The 23094-nt window shown below is 31.8% G+C and carries 26 protein-coding genes and 1 pseudogene; 5 read left to right on the top strand and 22 right to left on the bottom strand.

Annotated elements, in window-relative coordinates:
* Positions 1-37 precede the first annotated feature (37 nt).
* Entirely contained in the window at positions 38-880 is an 843-nt protein-coding gene (locus tag JM82_RS07305; protein WP_145002054.1) for an aminotransferase class IV, read from the top strand.
* On the opposite strand, the gene JM82_RS07300 is transcribed toward JM82_RS07305, so the two are convergent.
* The 5 genes from JM82_RS07300 to JM82_RS07280 all read right to left on the bottom strand — a co-directional run bounded on the left by JM82_RS07300 (position 877) and on the right by JM82_RS07280 (position 5412).
* On the bottom strand, positions 877-1437 hold the full coding sequence (locus JM82_RS07300; protein ID WP_145002053.1) for a YqgE/AlgH family protein: 561 nt from the start codon (positions 1435-1437) through the stop codon (positions 877-879). The genes JM82_RS07305 and JM82_RS07300 overlap by 4 nt on opposite strands.
* Positions 1438-1556: 119 nt before the next feature.
* Positions 1557-1829 carry an HU family DNA-binding protein gene (locus JM82_RS07295; RefSeq protein WP_028281811.1) on the bottom strand — a complete coding sequence of 91 codons (273 nt, stop codon included), beginning with the start codon at positions 1827-1829 and terminating at the stop codon, positions 1557-1559.
* 192 nt (positions 1830-2021) lie between these two features.
* Positions 2022-2972 carry a methionyl-tRNA formyltransferase gene (fmt, locus tag JM82_RS07290; protein ID WP_145002052.1) on the bottom strand — a complete coding sequence of 317 codons (951 nt, stop codon included), beginning with the start codon at positions 2970-2972 and terminating at the stop codon, positions 2022-2024.
* The gene (locus JM82_RS07285) at positions 2969-4870 is read right to left on the bottom strand and encodes an ATP-dependent DNA helicase RecQ (protein ID WP_145002051.1); all 1902 of its coding nucleotides are present in this window, start codon (positions 4868-4870) and stop codon (positions 2969-2971) included. The genes fmt and JM82_RS07285 overlap by 4 nt, the downstream gene beginning before the upstream one ends.
* On the bottom strand, positions 4870-5412 hold the full coding sequence (locus JM82_RS07280; RefSeq protein ID WP_145002050.1) for an AAA family ATPase: 543 nt from the start codon (positions 5410-5412) through the stop codon (positions 4870-4872). The genes JM82_RS07285 and JM82_RS07280 overlap by 1 nt, the downstream gene beginning before the upstream one ends.
* A gap of 89 nt (positions 5413-5501) precedes the next feature.
* Between JM82_RS07280 and JM82_RS07275 the strand changes: the two genes are divergently transcribed.
* From JM82_RS07275 to JM82_RS07260, 4 genes are all read left to right on the top strand, one after another.
* On the top strand, positions 5502-5795 hold the full coding sequence (locus tag JM82_RS07275) for a DUF493 family protein (RefSeq protein ID WP_145002049.1): 294 nt from the start codon (positions 5502-5504) through the stop codon (positions 5793-5795).
* A gap of 72 nt (positions 5796-5867) precedes the next feature.
* Positions 5868-6527, top strand: coding sequence for a DUF4290 domain-containing protein (locus JM82_RS07270; RefSeq protein WP_145002048.1), 660 nt, complete (start codon positions 5868-5870; stop codon positions 6525-6527).
* 8 nt (positions 6528-6535) lie between these two features.
* Positions 6536-7852, top strand: coding sequence for a UDP-N-acetylglucosamine 1-carboxyvinyltransferase (gene murA, locus JM82_RS07265; protein WP_145002047.1), 1317 nt, complete (start codon positions 6536-6538; stop codon positions 7850-7852).
* A 14-nt stretch (positions 7853-7866) separates the two neighbouring features.
* The gene (locus JM82_RS07260; protein ID WP_186439194.1) at positions 7867-8241 is read left to right on the top strand and encodes a lipocalin family protein; all 375 of its coding nucleotides are present in this window, start codon (positions 7867-7869) and stop codon (positions 8239-8241) included.
* A 66-nt stretch (positions 8242-8307) separates the two neighbouring features.
* Here the strand turns inward: JM82_RS07260 and JM82_RS07255 are convergent, their stop codons facing one another.
* The 17 genes and pseudogenes from JM82_RS07255 to JM82_RS07175 form a co-directional block, all read right to left on the bottom strand.
* A complete protein-coding gene (locus JM82_RS07255; protein ID WP_145002045.1) occupies positions 8308-8667 on the bottom strand; it encodes a nuclear transport factor 2 family protein in 360 nt (119 codons plus the stop codon).
* A 174-nt stretch (positions 8668-8841) separates the two neighbouring features.
* Complete coding sequence (locus JM82_RS07250; RefSeq protein WP_145002044.1) at positions 8842-10146, bottom strand: cryptochrome/photolyase family protein; 1305 nt, start codon at positions 10144-10146, stop codon at positions 8842-8844.
* 3 nt (positions 10147-10149) lie between these two features.
* On the bottom strand, positions 10150-10611 hold the full coding sequence (locus JM82_RS07245) for an SRPBCC family protein (protein ID WP_145002043.1): 462 nt from the start codon (positions 10609-10611) through the stop codon (positions 10150-10152).
* Positions 10612-10621: 10 nt separating this feature from the next.
* A complete protein-coding gene (locus JM82_RS07240) occupies positions 10622-11083 on the bottom strand; it encodes a TspO/MBR family protein (RefSeq protein ID WP_145002042.1) in 462 nt (153 codons plus the stop codon).
* Complete coding sequence (locus JM82_RS07235) at positions 11080-11622, bottom strand: glutathione peroxidase (protein ID WP_145002041.1); 543 nt, start codon at positions 11620-11622, stop codon at positions 11080-11082. Before JM82_RS07235 ends, JM82_RS07240 begins: the two co-directional genes overlap by 4 nt.
* Before the next feature lie 4 nt (positions 11623-11626).
* Positions 11627-12310, bottom strand: a complete 684-nt coding sequence (locus tag JM82_RS07230; RefSeq protein ID WP_145002040.1) for an SDR family NAD(P)-dependent oxidoreductase — start codon at positions 12308-12310, stop codon at positions 11627-11629.
* Positions 12311-12409: 99 nt separating this feature from the next.
* Positions 12410-12634, bottom strand: coding sequence for a hypothetical protein (locus JM82_RS07225; RefSeq protein WP_145002039.1), 225 nt, complete (start codon positions 12632-12634; stop codon positions 12410-12412).
* Between the two features lie 4 nt (positions 12635-12638).
* Complete coding sequence (gene folE, locus JM82_RS07220; protein ID WP_409994629.1) at positions 12639-13316, bottom strand: GTP cyclohydrolase I FolE; 678 nt, start codon at positions 13314-13316, stop codon at positions 12639-12641.
* 80 nt (positions 13317-13396) lie between these two features.
* A complete protein-coding gene (locus tag JM82_RS07215; protein ID WP_145002037.1) occupies positions 13397-13675 on the bottom strand; it encodes a TIGR03643 family protein in 279 nt (92 codons plus the stop codon).
* On the bottom strand, positions 13676-14104 hold the full coding sequence (locus tag JM82_RS07210) for a hypothetical protein (RefSeq protein WP_145002036.1): 429 nt from the start codon (positions 14102-14104) through the stop codon (positions 13676-13678).
* Positions 14105-14215: 111 nt separating this feature from the next.
* Positions 14216-15700 (bottom strand): annotated as a pseudogene (locus JM82_RS07205) (deoxyribodipyrimidine photo-lyase/cryptochrome family protein).
* A gap of 340 nt (positions 15701-16040) precedes the next feature.
* Positions 16041-17573, bottom strand: a complete 1533-nt coding sequence (locus JM82_RS07200) for a cryptochrome/photolyase family protein (RefSeq protein WP_145002035.1) — start codon at positions 17571-17573, stop codon at positions 16041-16043.
* Positions 17574-17947: 374 nt separating this feature from the next.
* Positions 17948-19261: a DASH family cryptochrome gene (locus tag JM82_RS07195; protein ID WP_145002034.1), complete on the bottom strand. Its 1314-nt coding sequence runs from the start codon at positions 19259-19261 to the stop codon at positions 17948-17950.
* Positions 19231-19383: a DUF2256 domain-containing protein gene (locus JM82_RS07190; RefSeq protein ID WP_090840598.1), complete on the bottom strand. Its 153-nt coding sequence runs from the start codon at positions 19381-19383 to the stop codon at positions 19231-19233. Before JM82_RS07190 ends, JM82_RS07195 begins: the two co-directional genes overlap by 31 nt.
* Positions 19376-20800 (bottom strand): SDR family oxidoreductase, encoded by a 1425-nt coding sequence (locus JM82_RS07185; protein ID WP_145002033.1) that lies wholly within the window; start codon positions 20798-20800, stop codon positions 19376-19378. Before JM82_RS07185 ends, JM82_RS07190 begins: the two co-directional genes overlap by 8 nt.
* Positions 20801-21056: 256 nt before the next feature.
* Positions 21057-21674 (bottom strand): flavin reductase family protein, encoded by a 618-nt coding sequence (locus JM82_RS07180; RefSeq protein ID WP_145002032.1) that lies wholly within the window; start codon positions 21672-21674, stop codon positions 21057-21059.
* On the bottom strand, positions 21675-22985 hold the full coding sequence (locus JM82_RS07175) for an ABC1 kinase family protein (RefSeq protein WP_145002031.1): 1311 nt from the start codon (positions 22983-22985) through the stop codon (positions 21675-21677). It abuts the gene before it with no gap.
* Between the last annotated feature and the right edge of the window lie 109 nt (positions 22986-23094).

The raw sequence follows: 23094 nt of genomic DNA, 5'->3' as shown, positions 1-23094 counted from the left end.
AAGTATATTTGTCCCATTGAAAAATGGGACTTTTTTTATGATAAATTTTAACGGTAAAATTCAAGAAAATAATTTAGTAATTTCTAATAATAATCGTGGATATTCCTATGGAGATGGGCTTTTTGAAACTATAAAAGCGGTACATGGTAAATTATTGTTTTTTGAAGATCATTACTTTAGGTTGATGGCATCCATGCGTATTATGCGAATGCAAATACCAATGGATTTTACAATGGAGTTTATAGAAGAGCAAATTATAAATACCTTAAAGGCTAACGATTTAAATACACAATCTGCACGTGTGAAAATTCAGGTTGATAGAGTGGAAGGTGGGTTATATTTACCTGAAAACAATACGATTAACTTTGTAATAAGTGTAAAAAAAATAGACAGTGATTTTTATCTTTTAAACGAAGAAAATTATGAGGTAGATTTGTTTAAAGATCATTATTTGTCTCCAAGTTTATTGACAACACTCAAATCAAATAATAAAGCGTTAAATGTAATAGGAAGCATTTATGCAAAAGAAAACAGATTAGACAATTGTTTATTAATAAATACTAATAAAAGTGTCGTAGAGGCCTTAAATGGAAATTTATTTTTAGTAAAAGGTAATACCATAAAAACAGCTCCATTATCTGATGGTTGTTTAAAAGGTGTTTTAAGAAAACAATTAATTGATATTATTAAACTTTTGCCAGATTACACCATCGAAGAAACATCAATATCTCCTTTTGAGCTTCAAAAAGCAGATGAGTTATTTCTAACAAACGTTATACAAGGTATCCAGCCTATTACTAAATATAGAAAAAAGGTATATGAAAATGATACAACAAAAATGTTGTTGCAAAAGCTAAATGTGAAAGTTAGATTAGGCTAATTATAACTTGGGTTTTCAGGTGCATTAGACCAAATGGAGTAGTCACCACCTAACTCGACCATTTTTTCTTTCCAAAGGGTTTCATAGCTTTTTTCAATAATATCTTTCTTATAGGTATTTTTTGTAACAACCCATGCATTGGATTTAAGTTCAGTTTCCAATTGGTTGCTTTCCCATCCAGAGTAGCCTAAAAAGAATTTGATATCATTTGCTGTGATTTTTTGTTCAGCAATTAAATTAGCGACAATATTAAAATCTCCTCCCCAAAAAATTCCTAAAGAAATCTCTACACTATTAGGGATTAAGTCTGGACGCTTATGTATAAAATATAAATTATCTTGTTCCACAGGGCCACCATTGTAGACTTTAAAAGAAGCATCTAATTCTGGAATTAAATCACTGATAGTATAATTTAAGGGCTTGTTTAAAATAAAACCTATAGCGCCTTCTTTATTATAATCAGTAAGCAGTACTATAGATCTATTAAAAGACATATCTCCTATTATAGAAGGCTCTGCGATTAGTAAGTCACCCTTTTCTGGTTTGGTTGTAGTCATTTTAAAAGGATTTGTTTCTTAAATGTAGCATTATTTATTTAATAAACAAAGTATATGATGTATATAAAATAAAAAAAGCCTTCAATATTGAAGGCTTTTTGAAATATTTTAAACAAATACTAGTTAACAGCATTTGCTAAATCAGAACCAGCTTTAAACTTAACTACGTTTTTAGCTTTGATTTTGATAGTTTTTCCAGTTTGTGGGTTTCTTCCGTCTCTTGCAGCTCTTTTAGATACTGACCAAGAACCAAAACCTACTAAAGAAACTCTATTACCTTTTTGTAAAGATCCTTCAATTTCGATTAACGCACACTCTAAAGCTTTCTTTGCAGCTGCTTTAGTAATTCCTGCGTGTTCTGCCATAGCATCGATTAAATCTGTTTTGTTCATAATTTTAATTTTAATTATTAATAAATAGTTGATTAACAGTTTTTGTTAAATCCTTTTACAAATTTATACGGATTATGCTACTATGCAAGTAATAGCAAGGGAAATGCGCACATTTGTTAATAACTTATAGCATTTGTTAATAAAGAGGACGTTTTTTTAATGGTTTATGGCAATATCAATGATACTAAGGGTTTAGCGAAGTTTTGCGTCTTCGTCAAAATTATAACCATTTAAAAGAGATTTTACTTCCATGTTTCGTTTTCCAGGTAATTTTAATTCTAATATAGTTATAAAACCCTCTTTAACAGCTACTTTAAGTGTAGATTTATTGCTAATAATTGTACCTACTTCTATATTATGGTCTTCAAATTCTTTTTCAGCTTTATAAATTTTGATATCTAAAACGTCGTCATTATTATGCAATTCGCACCAAGCAGCAGGATATGGGCTTAATCCTCTTATTTTATTGTAAATAGCTTCGATAGGTTGTGTAAAGTCTATTTTGCAGTTATCTCTGTTAAGCTTATATGCTGTTCTAGAAATGGCATCTTCGGACTGTGGTGTAGTTGTAACATCACCTTTTTCAATAAGTTTTATAGTGTCTATTATTAAGTCACTACCTAACATCATTAATTTATCATGTAGGCTTCCTGCGTTTTCAGAAGGATCAATTGCAATGTCCTTTTGCAAAATCATTTCGCCAGTATCAATTTTTTCGTCAATAAAAAAGGTGGATACACCTGTTTTTGTTTCACCATTAATTATAGCCCAATTTATTGGCGCTGCACCTCGATAGTTTGGTAGTAATGAGGCATGTAAATTAAAGGTGCCATACTTTGGCATATCCCAAACAACTTTAGGTAACATCCTAAAAGCGACTATTATTTGAAGGTTTGCCTCCAAAGCTTTTAATTCGTTTAAAAAATCGTCACTTTTTAAATTGGTAGGTTGTAAAATATTTAAGCCTTTTTGTTTTGCAAATACTTTTACTGCAGACTCGTGCATTTTACGTCCACGTCCAGCAGGTTTATCTGGTGCTGTAATAACACCAACTACATTATAGTCTTGATCTAAAATAGTTTTAAGGGTTGTTACCGCAAATTCTGGTGTACCCATAAATACAATTTTTATGTCTTTATTCATATATGTTTTAATTTATAACTATTAGTTTTTGTAAGTTCTACAATGTCATCTTCTAATAGTTTTTTTAGTGTATTGTTTATATCCTCTTCTGTAAAAGGTAACGTTTTAAATAATGTTTTAGAGTTTTTGTCTCCAAATTCTAAGCATTCAATTATTTTATTTTTAACTGTTTTAATATCTGTTTTAGGTTTCGCTTTCGCGGAAATACAAACACTGCAAATCCCACAAGGTTGTACATCTTTTTCACCAAAATAAGTTAGTAGTTGTATGCTTTTGCAAAGTTGGTCATTATTAATATAATCCAATACTGCTTGTACTTGTTTTTGTTTTAATGTGTTTTGTTGTTTAATTATTGATGCAATACGATTTATGGTTTTTTCGTCTTCACGAGGTTCTATAAAGGTAATTTGAGCATCTGTTTTATTAATAAGTAATGTAATAACTTCATCTTTAGCTAATTGTTCTAAAACATATACAAGTCTCATTTCTTTAATTCCTGCTTTATCAGAAATAAGACTGCTATTTATTTTTGTACTATGCTCAAAAATTCCGCCATAAGTTCTTAATATAGACTTTATAATAATTTCAAAATCTTTATGTGCGTCCAAGTATTTAAATAAGGCGTGACTACTAATTAAAAATTGGACCTCAATCCGTTTATTAAATTGCTTACTAAGCGTTATTATACTGGTATTGTCCAATATGTTTAAGGCGTTGTAAGTAGTTACAGTGTTAAATTTATAAGTTTTGCAAAACTCATTAAAATTAAAATCAAAGGTTTGATATGCACCTTCACCATAGGATATTTGAAAATAGCTACATAGTTTTCTGTAAACAATTTTTACAAAATCTACCGTTGGTAAAACTTTTAAAAACTGATTGTTTAAAGCAGTATTATCATTGTTGTTTTTTAAAATTACAGCATAAGCTTTAGCTTCATCACGACCAGCACGTCCCGCTTCTTGAAAATAACTTTCTATACTATCAGGTAAGTTAATATGTATTACTGTTTTTACATCAGATTTATCAATTCCCATTCCAAAAGCATTGGTGGCAACCATAACTTGTTTTTTACTACTTAACCAATCGTTTAAATGTTGGTCTTTAATAGTATTGTTTAATCCTCCATGATAGTAAGTGCTGCTTATGTTTTTACTTTCTAGGTATTGGGTTATTTCTAATGTTAGACGTCTGTTTCTAACATATATAATTGAGGGTTGTTTGTTTTTAAGCAATATGGCTTCAAGTTTAAAGTACTTATCCTCTTCTTCAAAAACCATATAAGCAATATTAGGTCTGTAAAAAGATTGTTTAAAAACTTTAGGACTAATAAAGTCCAATTCGGTTATAATATCCTCCACCACTTCTGGTGTTGCGCTTGCTGTTAGGGCAATAACGTTAACTGTTGGATGTAATTGTCGTAATATATTTATGTTTTTATAAGCTGGTCTAAAATCGTTTCCCCATTGACTAATGCAATGGGCTTCATCCACAGCAATAAGATTAACATTCATCTGTCTAATACGATCTTGCACTAGCTCTTGCTGTAAACGCTCTGGTGATAAATATAAAAACTTATAGTTTCCGTAGATACAATTATCTAAAAGGGTGTCTATTTCTTTATTTGGGATTCCGCTAGTTAATGCAATAGCTTTAATCCCTTTATTTAAAAGGGCATTAACTTGATCCTTCATTAATGCAACTAATGGAGATATTACAATACAAATACCCTCTTTAGCTAAAGCAGGTATTTGAAAACAAACACTTTTTCCGCCACCTGTTGGTAGCAATGCAAAAGTGTCTTCGTTATTAATTACAGCATTAATAATATCTTCCTGTAATGGTCTAAAATCCGTAAATTTCCAATAACGTTCTAATATGTTTATTGGATGCGCCATTACAATGCTTTAACAACATCAATTATATGTTGCGCTCTAGTCTCTATACTACCAAACGGAACATCTTGTAAGTGGTAATCGTATTTATTATAAGTTTTTAAAAGGTTTTTATGAATAATTTTGGCGTCTTCAAAACTTTCGTAGCGCACAGCATCACTTTGGTAAATTTCCTGCCAAGGTGCTAATATAAATACGTAATCGTACACATTATCTTGACACGATTTTACAAAAGCATCAGGATAATCTTCGTTTGCATATTCCATGTATGCCACAACGTCAGGAACACCTCTGTCTAAAAAAACAAATTCACTATCGCTATTTTCAGCGTCTTTATACTGTTGCTCGCGACCTTTTAATAATAGCTCGCTAAATAATAACGGTTGCGTTAAAAACATTTGATCAATACCTTTTTCTCTTGCTTCAAGCGTCACTTGACGAGAAATTTCTTCGTAGCAAGTATAGCCACGCTTAGTTAATTCGTTTATAATTGCCGATTTTCCTGTGCTTGGACCTCCTGTAATTACTATTTTTTTTGCTTTCAAAGGGAAATAATTTATTTGTAAAAATCCGAAATATATTCTTTAAAAAAAAATATAAACAAAATGGTATATTTGTTGCTTATTAAAAAGGTATGAATAAGACACCAAATCCAGAAGAATTTTACGCAAAATTAAAGGCGCAATTACAGGACACAGCGATGTGGCCAAATGAATATTTATATAAATTTATTGTATTATCCGATTTACAAAAAATAGCCGAAATTGAAGCTATCTTTGATAATATGGGATCAGTAATTAGAACAAAAGAGTCTAGTAACGGTAAATATACAAGCGTATCTATTAATGTAACAATGAAAAACCCTGACCATGTTATAGAAAAGTATCTTGAAGTTACAGAAAAAGTTGAAGGCGTGATAAGTCTTTAATTTTTTTTTGTATTTTGCACAAGCATTAGAGACTTCAATGCAACACATATAACTTTCTACACTTTTTTTATTTTGATAGACGACATAGAGTATAACACAGAGCGTGAACATTTAATTATTCCAGAGTATGGACGCCATATTCAAAAAATGATTAATCATGCTAAAGCACAAGAGACCAAAGAAGAGCGTAATAAACTAGCTAAATCTATAATAGCTGTAATGGGAAACATGCAACCGCATTTGCGCGATGTAGCCGATTTTCAGCACAAATTATGGGATCAGTTATTTATAATGTCAAATTTTGAGCTAGATGCAGATTCACCTTATGGTGCTCCTTCAAAAGAAGAACTGTCAGAGCGTCCACAACCTTTAAAGTATCCTCAAAATTTTCCAAAATATAGATTTTATGGTAATAATATAAAAACCATGATTGACGTCGCAAACACTTGGGAAGATGGGGAAATGAAAGAAGCATTGACATATACCATTGCTAATCACATGAAAAAGTGTTTTTTAAATTGGAATAAAGATACAGTAGAGGATGATGTGATTTATGATCATTTATATGAATTGTCTGATGGTAAAATTAATTTAAAAAATACAGACGAAGATTTAACAGACTCTACTAGATTAATGAAAGCCTCTAGTGGCAAAAAGTATTCTAACAGTTCTAATAAAAAAACAGGACAAAAGAAAAACAATAATCAAAACAGAAACAGAAAAAGATACTAATACTATTTATGGGAACATTTAAAATTGAAGGTGGTCACCAACTAAAAGGAGATATTCAGCCTCAAGGCGCAAAAAACGAAGCATTACAAATATTATGTGCAGTTTTATTAACTCCAGAAAAAGTAACCATAAATAATATTCCTGATATTATTGACATTAATAAATTAATTACCCTATTAGGTAATTTAGGCGTTAAAGTTAACAAGATAAAAGACGAAACTTATACGTTTCAAGCAGACGAAGTTAATTTAGACTACATGCAAACTGCCGATTTTAAAAAAGAGGGTAGTGGACTTAGAGGGTCAATCATGATGGTTGGACCTTTATTAGCACGTTTTGGTAAAGGGTATATCCCAAAACCAGGAGGCGATAAAATTGGACGTCGTCGTTTAGATACTCATTTTGAGGGATTTATTAATTTAGGAGCTAAATTTAGATATAATCGTGAAGACTATTTTTACGGTGTAGAAGCAGATAAATTAATTGGGACAGACATGCTTTTAGACGAAGCCTCTGTAACTGGAACAGCAAATATAGTTATGGCAGCTGTATTAGCACAAGGTACAACAACCATTTACAACGCTGCTTGTGAGCCTTATTTGCAACAACTGTGCAAAATGCTTAACCGTATGGGAGCAAAAATATCAGGTGTTGGTTCTAACTTATTAACCATTGAAGGTGTTGATAGCTTAGGCGGAACAGAGCATACCATGCTACCAGATATGATTGAAATTGGGAGTTGGATTGGTTTAGCAGCAATGACTAAAAGTGAACTGACTATTAAAAATGTAAGTTGGGATGATTTAGGACAAATACCTAATGTGTTTAGAAAATTAGGAATTACTGTTGAAAGAAAAGGGGATGATATTTACATTCCTGCACATAAAGATGGTTACCAAATACAAAATTACATTGATGGTTCTATATTAACAATTGCAGATGCACCTTGGCCTGGATTTACACCAGATTTGCTTAGTATTGTATTAGTAGTAGCTACTCAAGCAAAAGGTGAAGTTTTAGTACATCAAAAAATGTTTGAAAGTCGTCTGTTTTTTGTAGATAAACTTATCGATATGGGAGCAAAAATTATACTTTGCGATCCACACAGAGCAACAGTAATGGGTCATGACTTCAAGTCTCAGTTAAAAGCAACAACAATGGTGTCTCCAGATATTAGAGCAGGTATATCATTATTAATAGCTGCATTATCTGCCAAAGGAACATCAACAATTCATAATATTGAACAGATTGATAGAGGTTACCAAAAAATTGTAGAACGTTTACAAGCTATTGGAGCCAAAATAGAACGTTTAGAAGGAAATTAATACCTATGAAAAGCTTGAAAACACCATTAATTTTAGTATTAGTATTTACATTATTATCTTTTCAATCAATAGATAAGATATTAGGTAAATGGGAAATTGATAAAGTAACGGTCAATTCAATTGAGCAAGAAAAAGAAGAAGACAGGAATTATATTGAATTTTTGGAAAATGGTATAGTCAATTCGTATATAACTAATGAAGGCACTATTGATACTGAACATTCTGGTACTTGGATATATAATGTAGATGAAAATATACTAACAGTTAAAGAAGAATATGTTCCTGAAGAAGAATACAAAATAGTGAAATTAGATAACGAAAATCTTATTATGAAATCAGTAAATAAAGAAGAGGACGTTGTTATTGAAATTTATTTCAAAAGAAAATAAAATTATTAAAAAAAGCTTCAATTAAAAACTGAAGCTTTTTTTAGTTTTAAAAAGGTATTAGACTTACTATATATTATAAAAATACTGCTCACTAACTATTTTACCCTCCTTAACTTCATAAACACAAACCTCTTCCATTTGTTGTCTTCCTCTGTCTTTAAATGTACAATCAAAAGACATTTTTGCAGTAAAAAAATTACCTGCCACAACAGGTTCACTAATGGAACTAGCATGAAACGCTTCCATATTTTCTAGCCATTCTTTACTTTTATTCCAAATATTTTGTTTTCCAGAGGTTATTTCTCCTGGCATTCCTGGCATTTCTTTACAAACCACATTGTCTGCATATAATTGTTCAATACACTCTAAGTTTTTACCTTCTTTACACATATTAGCCCATTGTTGGGCAACTTCATTTGTATTCATAATAATTGATTTTATTTGAATCTAAAGATAGTAATAAATTGTAAATCAATTTATTAATGCTTAATAGTGAGTGTATTGATGTTTAGAAAGTATTGTAAAATATTACTGTTATTAATATTTAAAATTACTAATAAACGCTAGTTGAATTATTCCAAAGGTCAAATATACAAGAGATTAGCCAACCGCTTCCTTATACACCTTTAGACATCGTTCTCTAGCTTCCTTATGATCAACAATGGGTTGTGGATAGGTAAGTTCCTGATAGTCTGGAACCCATTGTTTAATATATTTATGTTGTTTATCAAATTTATCAATTTGAGTTGTTGGATTAAATATTCTAAAATATGGTGAGGCATCAACACCTGATCCAGCTACCCATTGCCAATTACCAACATTACTAGACATATCATAATCATGTAGTTTTTCGGCAAAATAAGCTTCTCCCCAACGCCAATCAATTAAAAGATGCTTGCATAAAAAACTACCCACTAACATACGTACGCGATTATGCATAAAACCTGTTTGGTTTAGTTGGCGCATGCCAGCATCTACTAATGGATAACCTGTTTTACCCTCACACCAAGCTTTAAATTCAGTTTCATTATTACGCCATTCTATACGATCATATTTTGCTTTGAAGGCATCTTTATGTGTTTGAGGGAAATGCCACAATATTTGCATAAAAAATTCTCTCCAAATTAATTCTTGCCAGAAAATTTCATTGTTTTCTGCAATAGCTTTTTTTATCATTTTTCTGATACTTACTGTTCCAAAACGTAAATGAGGACCCAATTTAGAGGTGGCATCTTTAGCAGGAAAGTTTCTAGTAGCTTCGTAATTTTGAATCAATGTTGGTGTAACTGTGTAGTCTTCTATTTTTTGTGATGACTGTTTAAAACCAATATCGGACAAGCTTAAGTTTGGCAATCTTGTATGTTCTACTAAATTGTTTAGGTAGGAATTTGTATAAAAAATTTCTAGATTATAAGATTTAAAGTTTTCTTTCCATACACGCATATAAGGTGTGTAGACAACATAAGGGTCACCATCTTTTTTTACAACTTCATCTTTCTCAAAAATAACTTGATCTTTATAGGTCTTAAATTTAATCTCGTTTTTTGATAATAAATTTTCTATTTCTTTATCTCTTTTTGTAGCATAAGGCTCGTAATCGTGATTTGTAAAAACAGTATCGATAGTATACTCATCCATCAAAGTTTTAAAAACATCTTTTGGATTATCATAATACATTGCAATACTACTTTGGTGTTCTGCTTGTAATGTGTCACGCATGTTTTGTAAAGTATTATATATAAAACTTACACGTGCATCGTCTTTAGGTAATTGATCTAATATAGATTTATCAAATATAAAAATTGGTAAAACAGGATGGTCAGATTGTAACGCGTTAAAAAAACCAACGTTGTCATCTAACCTTAAATCGCGTCTAAACCAAAAAATGTTTATAGGTGTTTTCATGTATTAATATTTTCCAAAAAGTGCTTCCAATTTTTTCGTTCTGTGATTAAAAATTTCTTCTAGTTTAGGTTTAACTATTATGGGATGTACTAGCTGTCCTAAAATGCCAAAAGGGACTTTATAGTCTATGATGTCTTCCATTTCTACACCACCATCAATTTCTTTAATAAAGTGTTTGTGGTGCCATAAGGCATAAGGTCCAAAACGCTGTTCATCTACAAAATATTCACCATCTTTAACGTGTGTTATTTCTGTTACCCATTTTGTTTTTATACCTAAAACAGGTGTCACAATGTATTGTATAATTTGTCCTGCAAACATGGGTCTATCTGCTCCAGACAAGATATTAAATCCCATGTAATCTGGAGTTATTGTTTTTAGGTTTTTTGGGTCTGATAAAAAATCCCAAGCTTGCGCTTTAGTAATTGGTAAGTTTTGTTTTTTATGTAATCTATAAATTTTCATAATAATTAGTCTAATTATATATTAAAATATAAGCGTTTAATGAAGTAGCAATTATTAGCCATATGATATATGGAAACAATAAATAACTTAGATTTTTGAGTGTTTGTTTATACTTAACAAATAGATATAAAATGACAATAGTTAATGCTACAATGACTATTAAAGCTAGAAACACTTGATGTAAATTGAAAAAAATATAATTCCAACTAACATTTAAAAATACTTGTAAAACATAAACTGAAATTAATTTTTTACTTTTTACAAGTGAAAATAATTTGGATAGGTAAATCGAAAAACACAGCATTATTAACGTCCATGCTACACCAAAAACCCATCCTGGTGGTGTCCAAGGTGCCTTATTTAAATTAGTGTACCAATCTGATAAAGGACCATTATCCATTAACCAGCTTCCAAAGGCTAATCCACCAAAATTAATGACGCTAAATATTAAGAAAAGTAAAAGTTGTTTCATTTTAAATATTTAGTGATTTTTGAACTATTTGGATTAGAAGTAGAGTATAGGTAGTCTAATAATTGACCCTCTGGACTAACAATGTATTTTTGAAAATTCCACTTTACGGATGAATTACTTTTACCGTTTTTTTGTTGTTGCGTAAGCCAAGCATATAAAGGATGTTGATTGTGTCCTTTAACATCTATTTTTTCGGTAATTAAAAATGAAACTCCATAATTTACTTCACAAAATTCTTCTATCGCATTAGCATCTCCAGGTTCTTGATTTCCAAATTGATTACATGGCACTCCTATAATTTGTAATTTATCTTTATATGTATCGTGTAAGATTTGTAAATCTTTGTATTGTGGTGTAAAACCACATTTGGAAGCAACGTTAACAAATAAGATGTGCTTGCCTTTAAAAGCACTTAAATTAATTGGTTGTCCTTGCAAACTATTAATTTTAATATCGTAGATGCTTGGTAGATTTTTTAAATCAATTTTAGGATTACTTCTAGAAAAAAAAGTAGCAACAAATGCTTTAAATGGATTCATGCTATTATATTTTAAAACTTACTATACCGCAATCCATTTCAAAGACTTGACCAGAGAGTGACAAAGCTTTGTCTGAGGTTAAAAACTGGGCCATTTCTGCTACTTCTTGAGGATTTAAAAACTTTTTAAGAGGATGTCTATCTGTTATGTTCTCAATCATTTTCTCATTACGTAATAGTTTAGAGGCTAATTCAGTGTCTGTAACCGTTGGTGCAATAGCGTTAATCCTAATAGTTGGAGCCATTTCTGCTCCTACAGATTTAACTAGTCCTTCTATTGCACTTTTAGAGGCAGCAACGCTAGCATGAAAAGGCATACCTAATTTTGCAGCGACAGTACTAAATAATACAATGGACGGATTGTTTCCTTTTTTTAAAGGGTCAATGTACTTTTGTATTGCTTTAACTGCGCCAATGACGTTAATTTCAAAATCTGCTCTAAAATCATCTAATTTTAGTCTACCTATAGGTTTAAGATTAATACTTCCTGGACAATAAATTAGTGTGTCCACTGCTTCTATATCAGGTAATGCTTCAGTTAGTATGTCACAATTATGATGTGTAAGGTTATCATGCTCAAAGTCAGGTTTAGTGCGACTTATGTTTATTACTTTGTGCGTGTTTAAAAAAGTTTGTGTAATGGCTTTACCAATACCTTTACTTCCTCCTATAATTATTAAATTTTTCATGGTTTTTTTTGATTTTTAGGTATAAAAAAAGTGGTATCAATAAGATTTCTCCTATTAATTAATACCACTTAATATGTCATTTGGATTATAATCTAGTGCCTATGCAGCAGACGGTCTTCCTTTTAATCGTTTTTCAATCTTTTGTTTGATAGCAGTCAAATCTTTCATAATATCCATTAACTTAGGATCTTTGTTTTCTTTGTAAAGCTCATTCACACCAAGTATTAAATCTTTAGCTTCTCTTGACGCAAGAATACGATCACTTGTTGTAATAAACTTGTGCTTTTTTTCTGTAAACTCTATTGCTTTTTCTACGATACTCATAATGCTACTCTTTTAAATAATTTTGTAATTCGGCTATTTTTTCTGGCGTATTAAATTTTCCACCATAAAAAGTCGTCACTGTTGCAGAAGTTTCATCTTTAATGCCTCGTGACGATACACACAAGTGTTTGGCATCAATTATAACAGCAACATCATCAGTTTGCAATGCGGCTTTTAGCTCTTCTGCTATTTGGTTTGTTAAGCGTTCTTGTACCTGAGGACGTTTAGCGAAATACTGTACAATTCTGTTTAATTTTGATAAGCCTATAACTTTCCCTGAAGAAATATAAGCTACATGAGCTTTACCTATAATGGGTACAAAGTGATGCTCGCAATTGGAGTAGAAGGTAATGTTTTTCTCCACCAACATTTGATTGTATTTGTATTTATTGTCAAATAACGCAATTTTTGGCTTATTTTGAGGGTTTAATCCAGAAAATATTTCATCAATGTACATTTTAGCCACTCTTTTTGGAGTGCCTTTTAATGAATCATCTGTTAAATCTAAACCCATAACATCCATTATTTCTTCAAAAAGTATAGCAATTTTTTCTTTCTTTACTTCATCAGAAAACTTGAAAGCGTCACGCTTCATAGGTGTTTCAAGACCTGTGTACATGTGATCGTCTCCAATGTCTTGATAGTCAATACCATTAAGGTCTTGATGGTTTAGGGCTGGCATTATGTCTTGTTTAATCATTTTATCTTTTTATATGCTGTATTTGGTCAATCAAGCCAAATCAAAGCAGTTTTTGTAAATATCTAACGTTTAGATATTTTATTGTGAGTAATTTGTTTTTGTCTTGAGCATTTAAAGCGTCCATCCTCAAACACTCTTTTTTTGCTGTGTTTTGTATTTCTACCTTGCACTCTGGCTCTCCATAACCTGAAGCTACTAGGTTTCATTTCGCGACGCATTAATGTAATAACGTCTTGTTCTTTTAACCCAAATTGAAATGTTATAGCATCAAAAGGTGTGCGATCTTCCCATGCCATTTCAATAATACGATCTATTTCTTCAATTGTAAATTCTTTTGTCATTTAAAGTGGCGAAAAATTAAATTGTTCGTCATATTTTATCTTCTCATTCATTAATTTATCAAAAAACTTTTTATTCTCTTTAAAGGTTTTATTATTTCTAAAATGAATAAATTTTCCGTTTGAGTGAATACTAGACCCATTTGTTTTGTAAACTACTAGTTGGTAATATGGTATGGCCCAAGTAAAATTTTTCAAGCCTTTTGTTATGTGTATTAGTATACCAATTGGTCTTAACTCTATATTCCCATAATTAGTATCACTAACTGTATTCAAAATTGATGCCATATTAGGACTAACTTCGTCAACAATCATTCTTTTTGATCCTACACCTCTCATCTTAATAGATTGTATAAGACTAAAAGGTTTACCAACGATGTCATCAATTAATTTGTTGTTCTCCTTATTAGTATGTGTTGTATTTAGTAACAAAATCTGTTTTCTGGTTAATTATACTCAAATATACAAAATGTTTAACCTTTTTAAGTTAACATTAAACAATATTTAACATATTAAATTTAATTATCCTTAAATAGAAGTAACTTATTGATTGCGAAGTAATTTATTCCGGTCCCTTAAGGTATGTCGTTTTAAGATACGATAACTTTCTTTTTTTATCAAATCGTTGTCTTTCATGCTCCATAACGTTTCACTAGCAAAAGTTCTAGTTTGTTTTTCGTCAATAATTGGATAAGGATAGTCAGTTCCAAGCTGAAAGCCTGTCAGTTGTTGATCAAAATAGGACATTTCACTAGGGTTATGAATAAATGGCGCTTCTAGACATGCCAATTCCGGAACCCACTGTTTTATAAATTTACCATCAGGATCATGTTCGATACTATTTTTTAAAGGATTGTAAATACGTAAGGTGTTAATTCCGGTTTCTCCTGCTTGCATTTGTATTTGCGGATAATGAATACCAGGCTCGAAGTCTAAAAATAAGCTTGCTAAATACTAGCTCATGTCTTGCCAAGGTTGCCATAAATTATGTGTAAAAAAAGAAACTACTAAGGCTCGCATCCTGAAATTTAGATAGCCAGTTTCTTTTAAACAACGCATGCATGCATCTACTAAAGGAAAGCCTGTTTGCCCATTCTTCCAAGCGTCTTGATATTTTAAATTAACAGGTTTATTAAGCTGATGGTAGCCTTTGTTTACACTTTTAAACTCCATAAGGTGTTCCATTTCAAACTTTTGAATAAAATGTGCTTGCCAACGCAGTCTAGATACAAATGCATTTAAATGACGTTTGTGTTTGGTTTGCTTTACAACGTCTGATGCGCCATTTATAACTTGTTTAATCGATAAATTTCCCCAAGCAATGTAAGGTGATAGCCTACTGCAGCCTGTTCTGGCTTCTAGAGGTTTAGAGATGTGGTACATGTAGTTTTTGTATCGTCCGTTGTAAAACGATTGCATGTATTTTAAACCTGTAGTGGTGCCTCCTTTTTGGAACTTTTTTGAGTAGTCCGTTTTCACGGAAATTGTGTTTAGTTTCGATTCAAGCGATTCAATTTGATTTATATTTAGTAGTTGATTTGGTTTCGGTTGAAACAGAAACTCTGCTTGCATCATATAATTGTCCCAATTCTGATACCATGTATTTCTGTTGCTTAGTCCACGTTGCACACCATTATTGTCATTTTCTGACCAAACAATAGTGTTTTTGGCCGAAAATTCCGCGAAAGCGATATCTCGTTTAAACGTAGATAAAATACCTGTCTCTTTATGAGAAAATACGTTTGTGACGTTAAAAGTTGTGTTGATGGTTTTTATAACCTTTTGGATGTCATTTTGGACAACCATTATTTTGGAATTGTATGGTTTTAATTGTGCGCTTAAATCTTCTAAAGATTGTTTTACAAAGTCCCAATGACGCTGGCTATAATGTTTGTCTTGTAATAAAAAATCTTCAAAAGTGTAGAGTAGGAGCGTGTGCTGACCTGAGTTTAAAGCATTAGTAATGGCTTCGTTATCTTGTAGTCGAAGGTCGCGTTTTAGCCATACTATGCTTAGGTTTTGTTTCATTTTTATTGATTTCTCTTTATTGCTTCTCGATACAATTTGTTCGTGCCTCACAAATCACTCGAAGTGACGTTGTGTGATTGTTTTACGTTTTTAATTCTGTTATTATCTATTCTTTTACGTAATCGTCACATCGCGTGATGTTTAGTTTTTTACTTAAAGTTGTATCGAGATGTTTCTTTACTGTTTTATTACTTCTCGATACAATTTGTTCGTGTCTCACAAATCACTCGAAGTGACGATTGTGTGATTATTTTGTTTTTTAGTTTCTGTTATTATTTTATCGTAATCGTCACATCGAGTGGTTTTTAGTTTTTCTCTAAAAATTGTATCGAGATGTTTTTTAAAAACTATCAGGATTTTCAATAATTTGTTGTGCTCTTTCTTTTAGGCTACTTAATTGTTTGGCTTCCATTTTATCTAATAGGCTATACATCATTTTCATTCTGAAATTGTCACCTAATTGTTTGCGCTTGTCATCCAAAAAATTCCAATACAAACTATTAAAAGGACATGCTTTGTCTCCTAATTTTTCTTTTTTATTATAGTGGCAACTGTCGCAGTAATTTCCCATTTTATGTATGTAACTTCCGCTAGATACGTAGGGTTTTGTTGCTATTTTTCCGCCATCTGCAAATTGACTCATTCCTCTGGTGTTAGGAAGCTGAACCCACTCTACAGCATCCACATAAATACCCAAATACCAAGCGTCCACTTTGTCAGGATGTATTTGTGCTAATAATGCAAAATTACCAGTAACCATTAGGCGTTGGATATGGTGTGCATAACCATTGTCCAAACTATTGTTAATGGATTGTTTAAGGCAATTCATTTTTGTGTTTCCTGTCCAATAAAAATCTGGTAAATTATTGTTGTTTTCAAGATAATTAAGCGTTTTATATTCTGGCATTAAAGCCCAATACATGCCACGCATATATTCTCTCCAACCTAAAATTTGCCTAATAAAACCTTCTACTTGACTAATATTTATATCGTCGCCATGTTTGCGCCAATAATTAAGTACAGTATCGACTACGTTTTTAGGCGAAATTAATTTTAGATTCATTGCAAAAGATAACCTAGAATGAAATAAATAAACTTGGTCTGTGTGCATGGCATCTTGGTAATCTCCAAAATGAATTAGCAATACTTCGCAAAAATATTTAAGTTGCTCTAGTGCTTGTTGCCTATTTATAGGATAACTAAAGGTTTTGGTGTCTAAAGTACCTATGGTTTTAATATCCTCTTTTTCTATTAGCGTTACAATAGCTTCAATATCGTTTTTGAAATATTTGTAAGGCGGAATAGGATGTTCTGCTTTCCATTTATTGCGGTTACTTTTATCGTAATTCCATTTACCGCCTTCAGGTTGTCCTGCAACCATTAGTATATCGTGTTTTTTACGCATATCACGATAAAAATTTTCCATTAGGTATTGTTTTTTACCTTTAAAAAACTGTTTTAAATCTAGACGTTTTGTGTAAAAATGTTCTGTTAAAAATGCTTCTGTATCTATATCTAACGATTTACAAAAAGTTGACAATTGCTGGTCTAATCTATATTCGTCAGGTAATTGATATTCAAATTTAGTAATGTTATGTTCTTCAATTAGTAACTTAAGGTTGTCTGTTAAGCTTTGCGTGTTTTTACTGTCGTCTAATTTTAAATATTGTACAGTAAAACCTTGGTCTTTTAAATGTTGACCAAAATCACGCATGGCAGCAAAAAAACCAATAACTTTTTGGATGTGATGAGTAACGTAGTCGGTTTCTTGACGCATTTCGAACAAACAATACACTGTATTTTCCGGAGTGTTTTTGTACCAGCTGTGTTTACTGTTTAGTTGGTCGCCAAGTATTAGTCTTAATGTTTTCAATGGTAATTAGTTTTTTTATTTATTTTAAAAGTGCTTCGCCTTTTAGGTCAAACCTTCCGAGTTTTCTGAAGAAAACTCACCTTCCTTTAACTAAAGGAAGGAGTTTGCAACCGTTGTGATCTTGGACTGATTTCAGACTGACGATGGTGTTGTGCTTTCTGTTTTATGTCACACTGAGCGCAGTCGAAGTGCTTGTTTAATTTTTTTGTATATTTTTAAAAGTGCTTCGCCTTTTAGGTCAAACCTTCCGAGTTTTTTTAAGAAAACCCACCTTGCTTTAGCTAAAGGAAGGAGTTTGCAACTGTATAAGTTTTGTGTTATAATTGTCTTGACACGCTACGCTCGTGACTATTAAATCACTGAAGCTAATGTGTTTAAAAAAGGATATCTTGCAGCCATAAGCGTTGATATTTCCCGTTAGTATCATAGCGTTCTGCTTGGAGTTTTACGTTAAATTTTCGGTCTCTTGGATCGTTTCCGACGCCTGCAACATACATCCAGTTTCCGTAGTTACTGTGCACATCATAATCTATAAGCATACTTTCAAAATAACTTGCTCCAATACGCCAATCTAATTCTAAAGATTTTGCAAAATAGCTGGCAACGTTTTGTCGTCCACGATTACTCATCCAACCTGTTTTTTTAAGCTCAAGCATGTTAGCATTAACAAAAGGTTCTGCTGTGTTACCATCAATCCATTGTTTAATTTTTGTTTGATTTGTAGACCAGTCGTATTGCTTGTTTAAAATGCCACCTATTTTAAATAGTTGGTTACCATGTTTTAAGGACACGTATTTAAAATAATCGCGCCAAATCAATTCAAAAATTAGCCAATACGTAGATTCATTTTTTAAATGTTGGTTTTCAAAACGTTTGACTTGGTAATAAATTTGTTTTGCAGACAAACTTCCGTTTGCTAACCATGGCGAAAACTTAGAGCTAAAGTCTGTACCTATTAATCCATTTCTAGTTTTTTTATAAAAGCCTAGTTTTTTGGTTTCGAAAAAATAATTATTTAACCGTTTTAAAGCTTCGGTTTCTCCTCCTTTAAAAGGAAACGCATTATTAGGATGCGGAGTAATAGCATCCAATCCTAGATCTTTTAAAGTCGGAATTGTTGTGGTGTTTGTTATGTTGAAGTTTTCAGCTGTAGCTGAATTAGTGACGTTTAAAGGTCTGATTGTACTTAGTTTTTCGCATTGTTTCCTGAATTGTGTGAATACGTGAGGCAATGCTTCCGTTTTAAACGGAATATCTTCCGGATGGTATAAAAACTGGTCGTAAGTTTCAATATATTCTATGTCATCTGTAAGATTAGCTTTTACTTGATTGATAACAGAAACCTCTTCGTCTGTCCATTCTTTTTGAAGATAAATAGCCGAAATGTTATGTAGTTTAACTAAGTCATGGATGGCATGTTCTGGAGTTTCCGTGTAAACGAACAACGGAATATTAAGCTGCTTTAACTGTTGCTTTAAATCCGTTATAGTCTCAATTAAAAACTGCCCTCTAAAGTTTTCTGTCTTTTTAAACCCAAAGGGAGATAATTTAAACTGTCTTGGGTCAAAACAATAAACAGCAATAGTAGATGTGTTGTTTTCTATTGCATTTTTAAGTGCAATATTATCTTGAGTTCTTAAGTCGTTTTTAAACCAAACTAAGCTGTTTTTGTTTTGTTTCGTCTGCATTTTTCACTACAATATTTTACGTCATTCCAACTCTTTTCCCATTTTTTACGCCAAGTAAAAGGTAATTGGCAGGTTGGGCATGTTTTGGTTGGAAGGTTTTGTTTTTTTATATTTTTAGGCATTGGCTAATTTGTTAATCATCCCTTTAAAAATAAAACCATGAAAAGGGAGTACGCTATACCAATACAAACGACCAGCCAATCCTCTAGGTCTAAAAGTAGCACGTTGGTAAACTTTACCTTTGGCCACTCTAAATTCTAACCAGGCTTCTCCGGGAAGTTTCATTTCCGCAAAGAGTATTAGACGCTGTTCTTCTTTGTCTGCTAAAAGGACACGCCAAAAGTCTAAAGCATCTCCAGTTTTAATTTTAGTTTTATTAGTACGTCCACGACGTAAACCAATACCACCAACTAGTTTATCTAAAAAACCTCTGATTTTCCATAAAAACGTACCGTAATACCAACCGTTTTCGCCACCAATAGCCCAGATTTTTTCAAGTGTACACTGCTCGTCTTTTACTTTACGTTCTTTTATGTCTGTAAAACAACCATGTTTTGGTACTTTTAAATATTGTGTGGAGGCTCGTTTTTTAAATCGACTATTAATAAGTGCATCTTTCCAACTTGAAATAATATCGTTACCTTCAATCTTTACAAAAGCTAATTCTACAGCTTGTTTGTAGGACATAGGAGTGACGTCTAATAATTGGTTGATGTTACTTTTTTCGCCTATAATTTCAATTCCCATGCTATTTACTAATGATGAAGCCAATTTATAAGACGTTGACGTTACAAAATATAGCCAATAGCTGGATAGTTTTGGGGTCATTACAGGTACAGTTAATATGTAGCGCTTTAATTTTCTGGCTTCAGCAAATTTTAATAACATTTGCTTATATGTCATGACTTCTGGTCCAAAAATATCGTGTGAAGTATTGTATAATTCTGTGTTTCCTAGACCACGAATTAAAAATGTTAATACATCTCTAACGCCAATAGGTTGTGTTTTTGTATTTAACCATTTTGGAGCTACCATTACAGGAAGTTTTTCTACTAAATCTCTTATAATTTCAAAACTAGCACTTCCAGAACCTACAATTATACCTGCCTTAAAAACAGTTAAGGCGTAGTGCTGGGATTGTAAGGTTGTTTCGACATTTTTTCTAGATAATAAATGCTTGGATAATTTGGTGTCGTTTGTAATACCACTTAAATAAATGACTTGTTTAGCGTTAGTTGTTTCAATATAGTTTTTGAAATTAACTGCGCAGTCTTCTTCCATTTGATGAAATTGATCTACCGAATTTGACATAGAATGAATCAAATAATAGGCAGCATCAATATCTTTTGGAATATTACTTAAAGTTTCAGGCTTTAGAAAGTCAGCCTCGATAACGTGTAAATTTTCTTCTTCAGAATATTTACGTTCTGTACGTAATTTACCTCTAACTGCACAAACTACTGTGTGTCCTTGCTCTAATAGTAACGGGATAATGCGCTTACCAATGTAACCTGTTGCTCCTGTTACTAATATTCTCATGGGTTTGGTTTTAGTTTATGTAATTTTATTTATTTCTGTTCATTTTGTCTTGAAACAAAACGAACCAAAAATTCAAATCATTTTGAGGAAATTCCTGCGGAACATTCGTTCTCGAAATTTCATGCTTGAAGCTTTGCTTCGCAGTTACGTTACTTCACTCTTTATTTCTCCAAATTGATGATTCCGACTGTGTCGAAATTTGGAACTTTCTATCTGAAATAGTTGGTTTTATTTCAAACTATTTTCTTCTTTTTATTTATTTTTTAGGTCTTTGGTATTCTAAGCGTTTTTCTAATTTAGGGATTGTATATCCATCTAAACCATTAATGGCAGCAATATTTGCTTTGGATAGATTTATAAATCCATCATCTTCTAATAAATCACCATTAATGTACAAGCCTTGAATTTCTCCGATTACTAATATGGTGTTATTTGCTTGGATTAGATATTCTTCAATAAATTTCATTTCTAATTGGATTGGAGCCCTTTTTACAAATGGCGCTTTACAATTATCTTTGTATTCTGATTCTAAACCAGTCATATCAAATTCTGAAATCGACTGGTCGTATTTAGCAGAGGTATGATGTGCGTCTTCAAAATTGTTTAAATCAATGTGATTTATAGTATAAACGCCTGTCTTTTTTATGTTGTCATACGTGTGACGTGTTACCGTTGTTGGTCTGCAAAAAAAGCCCAATAAAGGCGGATTGCTACCAATGTGTGTTACCGAACTAAATACAGCTACATTTTCTTGTCCCTTGGTAGATTTTGTGCCAATTAAATTAGCACTTTTAAAACCAGAGCAACTATTAATTAAATTAATTTTATATAAATGCTCTAATTCCTGAATCTGTTTTAAATTAAAATAAGCCATTTATAACGTTTTGTAATTGTTAATTTGAACGTCTTTTGCTTTTAAATCAAACATTAAATTATACAAACCAAAGAAGGTTCTGTTTATGTAAATAAAGTGCTTAGAACCTCGGTTTCCATTCATTTTTCTTAATTCTGTACTTTTACTGTAACGTTGTCCCATTTCTGAAATAGCGTTAAAAAATTTAGGGTCTGAGAAATCAAAACTTTCCTCGTGAAAAGGTTTTGTAAATAAGCTTAATAACTCATGAAACATTGCCGAGAAAAAATCTAATTCTTCTTGAGTGTCTTCTTCTCTTAAAATCTCTAATTCGTACATTTTAGCGGTAAACGCTTCTTTATTGTTGATTACCTCTGGTTTTGCTAATTCAAAATAAGGCACGTAAAAATCTTGAGGTACTTCTTTCATACATCCAAAATCTAAAGCAATTAAATCGCCAGATTTAGATACTAAAAAGTTTCCTGGATGTGGATCTGCATGTACTTTTTTGATAACATGCATTTGGTACATATAAAAATCCCAAAGGGCTTGTCCTAATTGGTTTGCTTTATTTTGATCTGTGTTGTATGCAGTAAATTCAGAAAGGTGTTCGCCTTCCATCCAGTCCATAGTTATAATACGCTCGGAAGATAATGCTTCGTAATAGTTTGGAAACTTTAAATTAGGGATGTGCTTACAAGCTGCTACAATTGCTTTGCTTTGCTCAACTTCTAAAATATAATTAGTTTCTTCTACTAATTTGTTTTCTACCTCTTGAAAGTACTTATCAGAGTCCTTTCCTTTAATATTGAACATTTTTATGGCAATAGGTTTTACCATAGCCAAATCGCTAGCAATGCTATCTGCAACACCTGGATATTGAATTTTCACAGCAAGTTTTTTCCCATTCTTTTCGGCTAAATGCACTTGTCCAATACTGGCTGCATTTACAGAATTTAGATTAAAAGTGTCGTAAATTTGGCTTGGTAATTTCCCGAAATATTTTTTAAAAGTTTTACTAACTAAAGGCGCAGAAAGTGGTGGTACAGAAAATTGTGCCAACGAAAACTTCTCTACATAAGCTTGTGGTAAAATACTTTTTTCCATGCTTAACATTTGTGCTACTTTAAGCGCACTTCCTTTTAATTGCTTTAAACCATCATAGATGTCTTCAGCATTGTTTTCGTTAAGTCTCGCTTTAGCTTCGGCTTCAGTTTTGGTGATTTTATCACCATAGTATTTTAGGTAATTAACACCAACTTTTGCTCCAGTAGTAACAAGTTTAGTTGCTCTAGAAATTTTTGAAGTTGGTATTTTGTCTATCGTTTTCAATAGTTGTGGATTTTAGTAATAATAAGTATCCAGAAGTTTTAGAAACTTCTTTTTGCTCTGAATGACAATTGGAAGTCGTTGTTTTTTAAGAATTTCGCTTAGGATAATT

The sequence above is a fragment of the Olleya sp. Hel_I_94 genome (genome assembly GCF_007827365.1).
In the GTDB taxonomy this organism is placed as follows: Bacteria; Bacteroidota; Bacteroidia; order Flavobacteriales; family Flavobacteriaceae; genus Olleya.
This window is presented reverse-complemented; position numbering and strand designations above follow the sequence as displayed.